9 protein-coding genes and 1 pseudogene are annotated in these 14,760 nt (G+C 41.6%); 4 read left to right on the top strand and 6 right to left on the bottom strand.

The annotated features are described in order from the left end of the window. Positions 1-8: 8 nt before the first annotated feature. Entirely contained in the window at positions 9-2,327 is a 2,319-nt protein-coding gene (locus ACFOHL_RS12820; protein WP_376920638.1) for an agarase, read from the bottom strand. Between the two features lie 129 nt (positions 2,328-2,456). Here ACFOHL_RS12820 and ACFOHL_RS12825 point away from each other — a divergent pair, with 129 nt between their 5' ends. After that, the gene (locus ACFOHL_RS12825; RefSeq protein WP_376920639.1) at positions 2,457-5,318 is read left to right on the top strand and encodes a glycoside hydrolase family 2 protein; all 2,862 of its coding nucleotides are present in this window, start codon (positions 2,457-2,459) and stop codon (positions 5,316-5,318) included. A gap of 82 nt (positions 5,319-5,400) precedes the next feature. On the opposite strand, the gene ACFOHL_RS12830 is transcribed toward ACFOHL_RS12825, so the two are convergent. The 3 genes from ACFOHL_RS12830 to ACFOHL_RS12840 form a co-directional block, all read right to left on the bottom strand. Beyond that, a complete protein-coding gene (locus ACFOHL_RS12830) occupies positions 5,401-6,081 on the bottom strand; it encodes a hypothetical protein (protein WP_376920640.1) in 681 nt (226 codons plus the stop codon). Between the two features lie 120 nt (positions 6,082-6,201). After that, positions 6,202-7,656, bottom strand: a complete 1,455-nt coding sequence (gene gnd / locus ACFOHL_RS12835; protein ID WP_376920641.1) for a decarboxylating NADP(+)-dependent phosphogluconate dehydrogenase — start codon at positions 7,654-7,656, stop codon at positions 6,202-6,204. A 194-nt stretch (positions 7,657-7,850) separates the two neighbouring features. Next, positions 7,851-8,390 (bottom strand): TlpA family protein disulfide reductase, encoded by a 540-nt coding sequence (locus tag ACFOHL_RS12840; protein WP_376920642.1) that lies wholly within the window; start codon positions 8,388-8,390, stop codon positions 7,851-7,853. 227 nt (positions 8,391-8,617) lie between these two features. Between ACFOHL_RS12840 and ACFOHL_RS12845 the strand changes: the two genes are divergently transcribed. Both ACFOHL_RS12845 and tnpC (ACFOHL_RS12850) read left to right on the top strand, forming a co-directional pair. Further along, on the top strand, positions 8,618-10,969 hold the full coding sequence (locus tag ACFOHL_RS12845) for a bifunctional diguanylate cyclase/phosphodiesterase (RefSeq protein WP_376920643.1): 2,352 nt from the start codon (positions 8,618-8,620) through the stop codon (positions 10,967-10,969). Positions 10,970-11,097: 128 nt separating this feature from the next. Beyond that, positions 11,098-11,862 (top strand): annotated as a pseudogene (gene tnpC, locus ACFOHL_RS12850) (IS66 family transposase); the annotation flags it as partial. Positions 11,863-11,967: 105 nt separating this feature from the next. Here the strand turns inward: tnpC (ACFOHL_RS12850) and ACFOHL_RS12855 are convergent. Continuing rightward, complete coding sequence (locus ACFOHL_RS12855) at positions 11,968-13,416, bottom strand: AAA family ATPase (protein WP_376920644.1); 1,449 nt, start codon at positions 13,414-13,416, stop codon at positions 11,968-11,970. 260 nt (positions 13,417-13,676) lie between these two features. Between ACFOHL_RS12855 and ACFOHL_RS12860 the strand changes: the two genes are divergently transcribed. After that, positions 13,677-13,994 (top strand): RHS repeat domain-containing protein, encoded by a 318-nt coding sequence (locus ACFOHL_RS12860; protein WP_376920645.1) that lies wholly within the window; start codon positions 13,677-13,679, stop codon positions 13,992-13,994. A 56-nt stretch (positions 13,995-14,050) separates the two neighbouring features. Here ACFOHL_RS12860 and tnpC (ACFOHL_RS12865) read toward each other — a convergent pair. Next, a partial coding sequence (gene tnpC, locus ACFOHL_RS12865; protein WP_376920646.1) for an IS66 family transposase occupies positions 14,051-14,760 on the bottom strand: 710 nt, incomplete at its 5' end.

Raw genomic sequence — 14,760 nt, forward strand, 5'->3', positions numbered from 1 at the left:
ACGTGACCTTATTTAACCATTAAGGGGTAACGTCTCAGGTACATATTGGCATGTACTTCTTGTGCAGCCTTTACCATATGAGGGAAGGGAATGTCTGTCATTGTTACAAAGCCGACATTATAATTTTCGCCATCATGAGCGCGTCCAGTAAGCGGTGAGTCAATATACTGAAACCAATGGGCACCAACAATATGGGGGTGATCGATAGCCGAGTTTAAATAAACTTTAAACATATCCGCACGTGCTTGTTGATTGGGCGCTAATATCTTTCCTGGATTTGGGTGACCAACATCACCAGCACCAATATGGTATTCACCAATTATTACAGGTGCATCCAGTGTCTCTAAAAAACCAAAAGTCATGTTGTCTATGCCTTCACCGTAATAATTGTAGCTAACAACGTCACTATACTTTTTTGCTGCTATTGCTGCCTCAGGTGCCGTTCCCCAAGTCGTAAAGCGGTTACCTAAATATAAATGATTGGGCATGACTTCTTTAACTGCGGAACGCACCACTTTGAAATACTCTTCTGCGTAAACACTTAGTAACCACGCTAGGTCTTCAAGCATCGCTGGGCTATAGGTTTCATCAGATTTGTAATTGACCCCTTCACTTAATATCTGCCAAGACGCGATGTCTTTATGCCAACTTGCGTTCAAATTGGCTATGTCTTCATACTTGTCTTTTAAGTGTTCAGTGAACACAGCCTTTGTTGGACTAGATTCTGCGCTTTTAGATAGCGCATCAAAGACAATGCCGTAGCGACGGATCGCAGGTGCAGCACCTCCCCAACTCATCTCATTGTCAATAAATACGCCTACACACCAAGGGCTATTGTTGACTTCATCAGCAACGACTTTAGCGGTTATTCTTGCGCGTCGCATAAATTCAGGATCAAATACATCTGGCATTTTTCCCCATATGTCAAAACCTGAACTCAAGGTTTTGAAGTCCCCAATAATCCAGCCGTTTGCAAAATATGGCAGTTGTTGGTTGTTGTAAAACATAGGGTCTGTCCAATTTCCAAAAGAAGTAAAGCCCCAGTGTTGCATGCGTTTCAGCGTAACGTCATGCCAGTCCTGTAGATAGGATTGTGGAGTGCTTTCGCCGTACCTACGTTCCAAGTTTGCTTGGTAAAAACTGAACACTTCACCATGAGGCATTGGACCAAGGTGTGCTTTCCGACGATACCCATAGTGATTGGCTAGTGGGTGGTCGTAATCGGGTAACCACTCAAACATGTCCCGCCTCGTTTGATTTGCGACATAACTGGTTTTTTGCGCTTCTCTGTAATCGCCACTGATACCTTGAGAATCTTCAGGTGTCACATCATCTGGATCGATAATACGCACACTATCATCGGCATAATCTATACCGGTGAAAGTTGAGGTATTTGACATCCGAGCATTAGCGATACCACTGGAAAAATACAAATACCCTTCTGGGTCAATGAGGCTCCATTTATCATGTAACTTTTCTACCCGAAAATAGCCCGTCGCCTCTAATTTGGGGCCGTTTTTCCAGCCGCCAAATTTACTGCGTCCACTGAAACTCGTATCTTGCGCAAGCACGGCTAGTTCCTCTTTTGCGTAAGCTCTGAGTTCCTCTTCGCTGTTTACTTTTAAAGGAAAGCTCATGTCTGCTCGTTGTCCAAACGCATCCATAATGTTTTTCAGGTAGTTCTGATTAGGCTCAGGCGTAGAGGCAATACGAATGTTATCAATGCTGACTTCAGTCGAGCGCATTTGTTTTTCAGTGTAAATTTTAACTCCATAAACCTTATCAAAATCGATGGTTAACTTACTTCCTCGGATGGGCATTTTTTTTGCTGATGTTTGAAATGCAGGAGGTGTGTCGTAAAGACCGTTGTTAATATCCAGTTGATAACCTTTTAACTCAAAATATAGGGTTAATTTTTCTCCCACGCCTACTCCGTAAGTACGGCGTTGGTAAGCTTGATTTGCACCTGTTACCGCAGCGCTTAACATAACAGGGTAGTCACCTGTATTTTCCACATCGAACATCAATGCGTTATTTCCTAAGTCTGATGTAGACCAAGGTGTTGTAGGCACAATGTTAATACCGGAAGAACTATGTGAAGTAGAGAAGGCAATGTTTAATCTTTGGTCTCCTGTTTTCTTAGGTACAAGCGCGATTTCAGCATTAAATGCTTGAATATTTTGGTCAATCTCGTTTTGTTCAAAATCAGCGATCACAATAGATTGCGGGTTTAGATCGTTTGTTTGTGCTGTACAACTAAATAATGCAAGCGCACCAATCGCAAGAAATATTGAGCGAGTGTGACGAAATGTTTTTTCTAGCTTCATAATGTGGTTGTTCAAGTTTTGTTTTGTATCTAATGTAAAGTAATCGTAGAAATGACACATTTTATTGTGTCTTTCTAGTGAGCTTAAGACATTAATACTAAAACAACCAATATACCCTTGAGAGTGTTTATGTTCAAAAAGACCATGACCTTACTAGTCGTGTGTAGCGCCGTACTTAGTTTATTCGCCTGTCAGTCTACTCCTAATAAAACTGAGACCTTCGCGAGTACCCAAACCAAAACCCAGTCGCTATCTGGGCAGTGGGCATTTAAGATTGATCCTTATAACCAAGGCCGAAGTGAAGAATGGTGGAAATCTTCTGTAGACACTAAACATTGGGACAACATCGCTGTACCGGGTGTTTGGGACATTTATGATAAATACCATGATTACACGGGGACGGCTTGGTATCGGTATCAGTTCGATGTTGACGCTTTTCCGGAGAGTCACCAAGTACAGCTCATGTTTGATTCGGTATATCACGATTCTGAAGTGTGGTTGAACGATGTCTACTTGGGTGCAAATAATCTTGGGTTTATGGCTTTTAAGTTTGATATCAGTGAGCATATCAATACAAAAGACAAAAATACCCTCGTTGTAAAAGTTAATAATCGGGTAAAACGTGGTGCTGTATGGAACTGGGGGGGGATTCGCTTTCCAGTGTACTTAGCGATCAAGCCAAAGATTAATGTTGAGCACGTGCACGTTACGGCCACACCAGACCTCGTTACCGGCACAGCAGATTTGCACGTTAAAACGCAAATTAATCACCCAGCGACGTTTGTTGACAATGCAAAAGTAAAAATCGATATACTCCGTGACGGACAAAATGTTTACAGCGACATTAGCAGCAAAATTGACGTGTCTACCAGCAATAGCAAAGTGTCTGATTTTATTCATACATTTTCGCTTCCAAAAGAGGCTGTGGCACTCTGGCATTTTAATGCGCCGAACCTCTATCAAGTCAGGGCAACATTGCTGATTGACAACTTGCCTTATCATGCATTTGAAGACCGGTTTGGAATTCGAGAGATTAGTCTGAAAGATCAGGGTTTGTATTTAAACGGTGAACGAATTCGTGTAAATGGCTTTAATATGGTTCCAGAAGACAGATTTGATGGGAACGCCTTGCCATTGACTCGTATTAAAGAAGACGTAGATTTGCTTAAAATGTTAAATGGCAATTTTGCACGTTTGTCAGGTCCAGCATTGCCAAAAGCTTACTTGGACTATTTGGACGAAGTGGGGTTTTTACTCATAGAGGAAGTAGGTTTATGGGGTAAAGATGCACTTGTTGATCCCGACCATCCTTTACCGAAAGAATGGTTGAAGCGCCTAATTAATGACCACTACAATCATCCTTCAATTATTGGCTGGAGTGTAGGGAATGAAATTGGCGATCTTAAAAAAAATCCCAAAGCACTGGAGTACGTAGAAGGCGCTATTGCTCATTCTAAAGAACTCGATCCAAGTAGAATGGCCGTTTATATATCTTATTCAGCGGACTATCAAAAAGACGACCCTACGCAATTTTCGGACATTGTTATGTTCAACAAATACGGTGATCACGAAGAACGTCTAAAAGTCGTACACGATTATCATCCTGACAAAGCTATTTTCTTTTCTGAAATCGGCACCAAATTAGATGGCGTAGACCCAAATGAATCAACATTGGATCCACATTCTTTATGGAATGGACTTAAGAAATACCCTTATCTGATCGGTACCTCACATTTCGCTTTTAGTGACTATCGCAGTGATTGGAAAGATGAAAAGCCGACGTGGACAACTGATTGGTCTGAAAATAGGGCATGGGGAGTGTTGACCGCTTTCCGTCAACCCAAACGTTCTTTTGAGAAAATTCGCAAGTTCAATGCGCCGGTCGAAGACTTATCAATAGCGAATGATAAAGACAAACAGTTCGACATTGCTCTTGTGCCTAAATCAACGAACACTTTTCCCGCTTTCACATTGCGTGGCTATCAGCTTGTTTGGTCGACGTATGATGAAGAAGGAAATATTGTGGGTGCCGCTTCGATAGCTTTACCTGATATTTATCCTGGGGACAAAACACTTAAATATAGTGTTTCTACTAATCACGATTACGCAAAATTGAAGGTGCATTTACTCGATCCGTTAGGGTATCCAGTAACAAAAACAGAGCAATACAAATCAGTGCCCATTGAGCCAAAAATAGATGCTGTGTTTACGTCCTTGGATACAGTGAGAGTGAGTTTTGCAAAAAGCGAATTGGCACAAGAATATCAATTAAGAGCGACAGATGCAGAAGGAAACCTGACTGAAGGAAAAGCCACTATCAACGATTTTGCTGAAGTAAAAGGTTTAGTTGGTGATCAAGCATACACACTGTCGCTTGTTGCGTTAAACCAAGCTGGTGAGAGCAAACCTGCATTGAGAGAGGTGCATACTACACCCGACGAACTGCCTCCAATCATCTGGTCGGTTGTTGGTAAATCTGACGCATTTCATATTGGTTTTTCGGTAGAAAGAAATGATTTTAAGTATGAAATTGAGTATGGCTTAACGCCTGGGCAGTATACCAAACGCTTTTTAATTGATACGCATGGTGCTACTCGGGTGCCGGCTATTGAAGAGGGTAAAGCTCATTACTTTAGAATACGTCGTTTGATAACAGGGAGCATAGATAGTGCATGGACGAGTGAATACACAGTAAACCTTCTAAGTAACAAAGGGATTTCCCCTCCGAAACAGGTGTTTGCGATTGAAACCGATAGCGGGCTTTTGATTTCATTGGAACCGGCACAAGGTGCAATCTCATACCGACTCAAATGGTATAAAGATGGAATTGAAAAAACTCATGATACAAAGCTGGCATATTCACCTTTTATCAATATCAATGGCTTCTCATTAAAAGGCGTTGAAAATTTAGTGATAGCTGCAATAGATGCGAATCAAAAAGTCGGTGAGTTTACGTCGGTAAGAGTATTTATCAGTCAGAAGGCTAAGTAAGTAGGATAAGAGGCGATGTTTCTTTATCAAATTGTAAAGCGGTATCGCCTTGAATTTCAACTTCGAGTTACTATTGAAACGCTCATTGAAGAGAAATAAATTCATCATACTGTAAATATTCAACGCCACTCTTTTTCGATAAAAGATTGTTTGCAATTGCATTTCCCAACAGCGCTAGTTTTATACCTCGATATTTGCGCAGCTTTCCTTGCAAAATAAAGTTGAGTTTTGGCCAAATCAACAGTGTCAAAGCTTGCGTAAAACCATACCTGTTCTCTGGGGTTAAAATCATGGAGGGCTGAAAAATACTCAGCCTTTCAAAATTTAAAAGAATCAGTTCTTCAATTAACTCTCCTTTTGTTCGGAGGTAAAAATTGCGTGCGTGTTTGCTCACCCCGACAGATGAAAGCAATTGGAAATGCTTTACTCCCTTAGATTTACATACTTTTGCGAAAGCTAAAACAGCGTTTTTATCAATGTTGATAAACTCGGTTTTCGTCAGTTTAGAGGGCTCACCGACGCCAAGAGTACAAATCGCTGTGCTGTATGCTTCGACAAAATGCGAATAAGTATCGGCATTATGAATATCTATTACTTTGGATTTAAGCTTAGACGCTGATATTTTTGTATCAATTGTTCTTCTTCCCAATGACAATACTTCTGTGACTTCTGGAAAATGTAGAATTCGATCCAAGGAGACCGAGCCTACCGCTCCTGTTGCTCCAAAAAATACGATAGTTTGTTTGTTTGAAGAAACACTCATATTACCTCCATTTTATGCATTTTTAGTGTAAATGAGGTGTGTAAAGCTATCAAATAGGAAAGAGAAGAAAGTCGTCTGCCTTACTTGGGCAGACGACATTATTAAATGCAGTTTCTTGGCTTACACGTCGTAAGTAGTAGAGGCAGTGTCGCCACCACGACCTGTCCAATTAGTATGGAAGAATTCACCACGGGGCTTGTCCAAACGCTCGTATGTATGGGCACCGAAGTAATCGCGTTGCGCTTGTAGCAAGTTAGCCGGTAAGCGCGCCGTACGATAGCCATCGAAATAGTTGAGCGCAGAGGTAATAGCTGGCATTGGTATGCCATTGATCAACGCTGCTGCACTGACTCGTCTCCAGCCTGCCTGAGCGTTTTCTACTTTGTCTTTGAAATACTCATCAAGCAGCAAATTACTTAGTTCTGGGTTTTTATCAAAAGCTTCTTTGATATTGCCTAAAAATGCAGAGCGGATAATACAACCGCCACGCCACATAAGCGCAATCCCGCCATAGTTTAAATGCCAGCCATGCTCTTTAGCTGCCTCGCGCATGAGCATGTAGCCTTGAGCGTATGATACGATCTTGGAGGCGAAAACCGCTTGCTTTAAATCTTCGATAAAGCTTGCTTTATCTCCGGTAAATTCAGCTGAAGGGCCAGAAATCGTTTTTGAAGCCAATACACGTTCTTCTTTTTGCGCAGACAAACAACGGGCGAATACGGCTTCACCGATCAGCGTGAGGGGAACTCCTAGTTCTAGTGCAGCAACCCCGGTCCATTTTCCTGTGCCTTTTTGCCCAGCCGTATCAAGAATTTTTTCGACCAGCGCTTCGCCATCTTCGTCTTTGTATGCCATGATGTCACGGCTAATTTCGATTAGGTAACTGTCTAGGTCGCCTTTGTTCCAATCGGCGAATACTTCGTGGATTTCGTCAGCATTCATCCCAAGCAGTTCTTTCATTACTTGGTAGGCTTCACAAATGAGCTGCATGTCACCGTATTCAATGCCATTGTGAACCATTTTGACAAAGTGACCGGCGCCATCTTCCCCAACCCAGTCACAGCATGGTGCGCCGTCTTCAACTTTTGCTGATATGTGCTGAAAAATTGGCTTCACTGCTGGCCATGCTTCTGGTGAACCACCAGGCATAATCGATGGACCAGTGAGTGCGCCTTCTTCACCACCTGATACACCCGTTCCAATAAATTGGATACCTTTTTCTTTAAGGTATTTTACTCGGCGATTAGTGTCTGGGAAGTGAGTGTTTCCGCCGTCAATGATAATGTCGCCTTCATCAAGTAGGGGAATGAGTTGTTCGATAACTGCATCAACGGAAGGACCCGCTTTTACCATTAGCATAACTTTGCGAGGAATAGCCAATGAATCAACAAACTCTTCAATGCTCTTGGCACCGCGTATTGACTTACCTTGAGCACGTCCGTTAATAAAATTTTCTACTTTGTCAGTAGAACGATTGTAAGCGGTAACTGTATACCCATTATTGGCCATGTTTAATATTAGGTTTTCGCCCATTACAGCGAGGCCAATGAGTCCAATGTCTGACTTGTCTTTCATAACGTTATTGCGTGTCCAGTTATTAAGAAGTTATGTTATACGCGTGTGCTAATCAATGTTATACGATAAACCGCACACTGCACCTGATGCCCTAGTTTCCTGACGTATAATTCTGAGCTGGGGTGATTGTACACCATGGCGTTTGGTTTTACATACAAGCGCGAGTAAAAAAGCAAAGAACAACAGAATATTGCTTATTCCTTGTTTTGGTCTGCTGCCAAATTTACCAGATATTCTGCAACAGATTCCCACTTTGGATCATTCGGGTCAGACTGCATCGTAGAACCGAGTATTTTGCCATCTGGACTAACAAAAATTGTGGTGGGTGTACCCTGTATATTAAGTTGTTCTATTCCCAAAGACTCGCCATTGACGACTGTCAATAAATCTAGGCCGCGAGCGCGAAGTTCGGTTTGCGGTTTGGCACCTGATTCCTCTTGAAGGCTAACGGCTAGCACTTTTAGACCTCTGTCACTGTATTTCTTTTCCAATGCATCCAAGCCGGGTTGCAGGCGTTTACAGAACGGGCACCACGTTGCCCAAAAATGCAATATAAGTGGTTTGCCTTTGTAGTCGAGGGACTGAATCTTTTTACCGTCTTCAGTGTAGAGTGTCCACTCTGGCATATAAGTGTGATTGGCGGTTTCCTGTGAGTGTGCTTTTAAGCCCGCGAAATTAAAAGCAAGCACTAACAGACTCGCTAACAGGAAAGGGATAAAACGACGTTGTTGCACAATAGTTCTCTGCATATGGATTTATGAATATGGGTAAAGACCGTTTGCAATAGAGAATTATTTCTTTTATCAACTCATTGTTTTGCTTGCAATGCCGTTAAATGTTAGAGCATCACACTCAGTATTGCGTGGACTTGTTTGTTTTGTGTACAGCTTGTCTAAATCGAAGCACGAGTCCGTGTGAAATTGAGTAAGTTTTTACTATCTGAAGAGAAATATGCCTTAAGATGTCGTTAGCGCAAATTAAAAGACTGAGCCTAAATGCTCAAATTACCCTGTTAAGTGTATGCCTTGTTGTGATTACAGCCGGTATCTTGATGTCTGCTTATTGGTTGCAAACGGCAAACTACAGTCAAAATCAAATCGAACGACGCCTTCAAAGCGCTGAAAATGTCATCAATCAATATTTGTTCGCAAAGGCATCTATCCTAGAGACGGCTTCGCGAGTGCTTACCGCAGATTTTGGGTTTAAGCAAGCTGTTGCGACTAAAGACAGCGCGACAATTCAGAGTGTTTTGTTCAACCACGGACAGCGCATTGAAGCAGATCTAATGGTGTTAGTAGATACAGAAGGCCACGTGTTGAGCACTAGCAGTGTAGTAGATTTGCCTATCGAAAGTTTGCAACATGCTGTTCAGGCTCTGTCTTTTGACTTACAGAGCACACAAATACTGGTCATAGATGAAAAGGTTTATCAGCTAATTCTGCTGCCAGTCAAGGCACCAAGAACCATTGCTTACTCTCTAATTGGTTTTAAAATTGACTCGCTTGCGCTGCAAGAACTTAAGCGATTAAATGACATCGATGTTACTTTGGTGGCTGATGAGCAGGTCTTGTATTCGAGTTTACCGTCAATTTCTCAAGCTTCGCAAAATGTGAATTCACCTCAGCTCGACGACAAGGGTTTTTGGAGGCAAAACAATTTCGCAAACACCGCTATTCAATTTGCTAAGGATGATTCGGTATACGCGGTACTATCGGCTTCCTTGGAGGCAGAAAAAAAAGAATTCGAGCAGTTAATTCGCTCAATGTTACTGATGGGAAGTGCAATTGTATTGGTCTCTGTTGTGCTCTCTCGACTATTATCGCTAAGGATAACCACGCCTTTAAGTAAGCTCATTGATATTACGAAAAAAATTAGTCGAGGAAACTTTTCTATTCAAGAAAAAGCACAATCTAGTTCGCTTGAATTTTCCGAATTAAATAAGGCTTTTTTCAGGATGGGCGAAGCCATTCAACAGCGTGAGGGCGAAATAAAATACCAAGCAGAACACGATGCATTGACGGGCTTGTTTAACCGAAGCATGTTGTTGTCCAATATTGATCGCGCGCTTGAACAGGAAAAAGACTTTCTTATTGTTGGCGTAAATATACGACAATTTGCACAAGTGAACGACACCATGGGGCCGCAAGCCGGGGATGAATGCTTGCGCTTTGTTGCGCAGCGCTTACAGCAATATTTGACGCGATTTAGTGATTCTGAATTTGCTTACGCCGCGCGCATTGCAGCCGATGATTTCTTGATTTCTATTCCTATTGTTTCAGAGTCAGAAGTCTCTTACATTGTACACGACTTAAATGGCACACTTTCACGCCCTTACACACTGAATGATCTTACTATCAATCTTAATTTCCGTTTGGGGGTAACCTCTACTTTGGCGTGTACTTGCAACGCAGAAACATTGTTACGACGCGTCGCAATAGCCGCAAATTTTGCGAAAACCGAACAAAGCCGTATTCGTTACTACGTGCACGGCGAAGATGAAGCGTATTTAGCTAGGCTTCAGATGTTGGAAGAATTGAAAGATGCCATCAATAATGACGATGGCGAATTGTTCTTTAACTATCAGCCTAAATTGGATTTGTCAGAGAATAAGGTAAACAAAGCTGAAGCACTTATTCGCTGGATAAATAAAAATGGGGAATTTGTTAACCCCGAGGTATTCATTGGACTTGCTGAGCAATCCGGTCTAATTGTTACCCTCACAAGGTGGGTAATTACCAAGGTCATTGAGCAACTTGCTGACTGGCAAACGCAAGGCCATATAATTAATGTGTCGATTAATCTATCAGCGCAGGATATACAACATCCTGACTTTGTAGACTTTTTACTGCAGCAGATTGCCTTGTTCAAAGTGTCGGCATCACAAATAACCCTAGAACTTACTGAACGGGATTTGGTAGAAAACGAAGAACTTGTTGTCGAGCGCTTGACCTATTTAAAATCCTTAGATTTTGATGTGTCGGTTGATGACTATGGTATTGGTCAGTCTTCTTTGTCGAAATTAAAGCGCCTGCCTATAGATGAACTCAAAATAGACAAGAGTTTTATCATGAAGCTAGATCAGTCTGAAACGGATCAAGACATTGTAAGCTCGACGATTGCCCTAGGGCACAAACTCGGTTTGAGAGTAGTCGCAGAAGGTGTCGAAAACAAAGAGAGTTTGCAGCTATTACGCGAGTTCGATTGCAACTTAGTGCAAGGGTATTTTGTCTCGCGCCCCTTAAAAGCTAAAGAATTTATCGATTGGTATTTGAGTTATGAAATACCGCTTGTGTCGGAGTATAAGATGGATTAACACTACTTACTACCCTCTGTGACAGCTGACTTTAAGGCTTTTTTGATGCATTTCAGATTCAAAAACAGCGGGTAATTACGGAGTAAATGTAGTCAAGATATGAAAATAGGCTGGCCATTAGTACTGAGTGGGTATACTGCTGTGGTGCCGATTCACCTACGGGGAATATTCATGGTGACACCGCGCCTAATATTGTTTTATATGACTATCAGCCCTCTCGGGCGGGTAAATACGCGGCTGACTTTTTACGCAACGATAATCAGCAAGATTATACCGGCTACTTACAAGTAGACGGCTATGCAGGCTATCATCAATTGCCGGCAACACTGGTAGTCTGTATGGCACATATTCGTCGCAAGTTCAAAGAGGTGGATAAAGCACAAAGCAAAAACAACAAGCTTACTGGCAAAGCCACGTGGGCGCTTAACCATATTCAAAAGCTTTATCGCATAGAAGAAGCCATCAAGGGCTTGTCAGTAGAGGCGCGCTACAAAGTACGCCAAGAAAAGGCCGTGCCATTACTTATCCAATTTAAAACCTGGTTGGATAAGTCTGCACCGCATGTCATGCCCGAAAGTTTACTAGGCAAAGCGCTGAACTATGCACTTAACCAATGGGAAAAAGCCATTCGCTATTGTGATGACGGCAGACTAGATATAGACAACAATAGATCCGAACGCGCCATTAAGCCCTTCGTGATGGGACGCAAAGCTTTTTTGTTCTCAAAAACAGCCAATGGTGCAAAGGCAAGTGCGACACTTTACTCGATTGTACAAACAGCTAAAGCAAACGGTCTTGTTCCTTACGATTACCTAGTGCATGTGATGGAAAAAATCATGCATAGCGAGCATGATCCTGAGAAACTTGCGTCGTGGAGCGTGATATTAGACTAGTGTGGTTCTTTTGACGTTTACGATGCTTTTATAGACCCGAATCAAGTGAACAGCCACGGGTAGTGGCTATTCCTTATTAGATGGTGAATTCCTAATTTACTAATTCTAAGCTGGCAAAAATAGATCGTTTAAAGTGACTACTAGTGGATTTAGCTCGTTAAAATGTTCATTTTTAGTAACACCTTCAGCTGTAACGAGAATGAACCTAACATTATATTTATTGCCAGTTTGCTCATTAAAAACCACTCGTTTATTAATTAGTTCTTTTTTGTAGCTCTCGCTAATAGTAAACGGGCCGTCATAGTATTTACACTCAATGATTTCAATATTTCGACTCCGCCCCTCATGACTGAGTAATAAATCTATTTGAGCGCCTTTTTCCTGTTTTTTTTTGGCTCTATACGACCAGTAATGACTTGATGTGGGTATTCCGCTTATGCCAATAGCCGCCTTTATCTGTTTTACATGAGCGTGGCATAATTTTTCAAATGTATATCCTGACCATATAGCGTACTCCTGAGAGTTAGATGATTTTTCCCAATCGTTAGTTTTATTTTTTCCTGCCATCCAACGATTATGAAAATATGAAAAAAAGTCTGTCGCTACGTAGATATTTTCTCGGCTAATGTTACCAAATTTTGAGTATTCTGTGATGAAGCCTGAACCTAGCAGCTCTTCTATTGTTTTGGTTATATGCCCATTGGAAACTTTAAGTTTATTTGCTAAATCTGATTTAGTAAGTCCACTCCATCTATCAGTTAAGGCAGTCATTACTTTATAATGATATTCAGGGTGCCTGAATAATGAATGGTACAGCTCCTCGTACTCTCCTTGAAGTAGTGCATGTTTAGCAAAACATATCTCTTGTATGGCCTGTTGAGGAGTACAAGCACGATTTAATTCAGCGAGATATTTAGCAACCCCACCAAGTGCCATATAAATATTGGCAATGGCTTTGTTATTATAGTGATTGAAGCCATTAGCCTCTAAGAATCGCTTGGTATTGAAAAGGTCAAATTGCTCCATTGGGAGTTTGCGGGTTATCCTGTTATGTAGAGGGCCTTTGTTTTTCACGACCTTCTTAAGCATGTATGAAGCGGCAGAGCCACAAACAACTAATGACAACCCTTGCCGCCTAGATACATACTTATTCCAAAACTCGCCTATCTCAGCAAGCAAGCCAGATCTTTGTGTATCCATCCAAGGTAATTCATCGATGAATATCACTAACGTTTCATTTTGTGGAAAATTATCAAGACACTCTCTTAATATTTCAAAAGCATCAAACCAATCTTCAGCTTTTCGTTCTTTGAATGCTGGGTTAAATCGCGCGATTTCAGCCAAGAATGCTTTGATCTGAATTCTTTTTGGTTGCTCGAAGCGTCCAGTAAATTCTATGTGCTTTATTTTTTCTTTACTGCAAAAGTGGAGAATAGTTTCAGTTTTACCGATTCTACGGCGGCCAAATAACGCTAAAAATGACGAAGAGCTGCTGTTTATTTGCTCTTTTAAGGCTTTTAGCTCTGTTTCTCTGCCTACAAACTTAGTAACCATTATTTCTATCACCTTTGAGATTGCGAAATATCTATAAAAAATATTAAGGTATTTCGCAATCTTAAAGCATTTCCCTAGCAATAAACAAGTTGAGATTGCGAAATAAGCCCACTAAATTTAACTTTATTTCGCATTCTCAATAGTCTTTTCATGTCGAATACAAAAAAACGAATAATCGAATGTTGCTTCTCATATTGTCTAGGTTGTTGATTATATTGTTATTTGGTGTTTTGTTGGGTTCGTAACTTGTTTGTGCACATATGAACGGTCGGATCTACGATCCAACCCTTGGACGATTCTTGCAGGCTGATCCGTTTATTCAGGCACTTAGCAACTCTCAAAACTACAATCGCTATAGTTATGTGCTTAACAATCCGATGAGCTACACCGATCCGAGCGGTTACTTTTTCAAAAAATTATGGCAGAAGACTACAGGAGCATTGTTAAGAGCTATAGCAAACATTCCTATTCTTAACTTGGCCGCACACGCAGCAGCTTGCTATTTTGGCGACCCTTTAGGATGCGCTGCTTACGCTTCTGCGTCCACTTATGCTAATGGAATTGAATCCAGAGATTGAACGAATGGATAATATGCAATATTAACTTTTTTAACGTAAGCGTCAAAAGAACCACACTAGTCTAATATCACGCTCCACGGCGCAAGTTTCTCAGGATCATGCTCGCTATGCATGATTTTTTCCATCACATGCACTAGGTAATCATAAGGAACGAGACCGTTTGCTTTAGCTGTTTGTACAATCGAGTAAAGTGTCGCACTTGCGTTTGCACCATTGGCTGTTTTTGAGAACAAAAAAGCTTTGCGTCCCATCACGAAGGGCTTAATGGCGCGTTCGGATCTATTGTTGTCTATATCTAGTCTGCCGTCATCACAATAGCGAATGGCTTTTTCCCATTGGTTAAGTGCATAGTTCAGCGCTTTGCCTAGTAAACTTTCGGGCATGACATGCGGTGCAGACTTATCCAACCAGGTTTTAAATTGGATAAGTAATGGCACGGCCTTTTCTTGGCGTATTTTGTAGCGCGCCTCTACTGACAGCCCCTTGATGGCTTCTTCTATGCGATAAAGCTTTTGAATATGGTTAAGCGCCCATGTGGCTTTGCCAGTAAGCTTGTTGGTTTTGCTTTGTGCTTTATCCACCTCTTTGAACTTGCGACGAATATGCGCCATGCAGACCACCAGTGTTGCCGGCAATGGATGATAGCCTGCATAGCCGTCTACTTGTAAGTAGCCGGTATAATCTTGCTGATTATCGTTGCGTAAAAAGTCAGCCGCGTATTTACCCGCCCGAGAGGGCTGATAGTCATATAAAACAATATTAGGCG

It is taken from the genome of Agaribacter flavus, from assembly GCF_042646125.1.
Classification (GTDB): domain Bacteria; phylum Pseudomonadota; class Gammaproteobacteria; order Enterobacterales; family Alteromonadaceae; genus Glaciecola; species Glaciecola flavus.

Coding starts and splice junctions, on each gene's coding strand:
- ACFOHL_RS12830 (WP_376920640.1), bottom strand. CDS start 6,081: ATGAGTGTTTCTTCAAACAAACAAACTATCGTATTTTTTGGAGCAACA.
- gnd (WP_376920641.1), bottom strand. CDS start 7,656: ATGAAAGACAAGTCAGACATTGGACTCATTGGCCTCGCTGTAATGGGC.
- ACFOHL_RS12825 (WP_376920639.1), top strand. CDS start 2,457: ATGTTCAAAAAGACCATGACCTTACTAGTCGTGTGTAGCGCCGTACTT.
- ACFOHL_RS12820 (WP_376920638.1), bottom strand. CDS start 2,327: ATGAAGCTAGAAAAAACATTTCGTCACACTCGCTCAATATTTCTTGCG.
- ACFOHL_RS12845 (WP_376920643.1), top strand. CDS start 8,618: ATGTCGTTAGCGCAAATTAAAAGACTGAGCCTAAATGCTCAAATTACC.
- ACFOHL_RS12860 (WP_376920645.1), top strand. CDS start 13,677: ATGAACGGTCGGATCTACGATCCAACCCTTGGACGATTCTTGCAGGCT.
- ACFOHL_RS12855 (WP_376920644.1), bottom strand. CDS start 13,416: ATGGTTACTAAGTTTGTAGGCAGAGAAACAGAGCTAAAAGCCTTAAAA.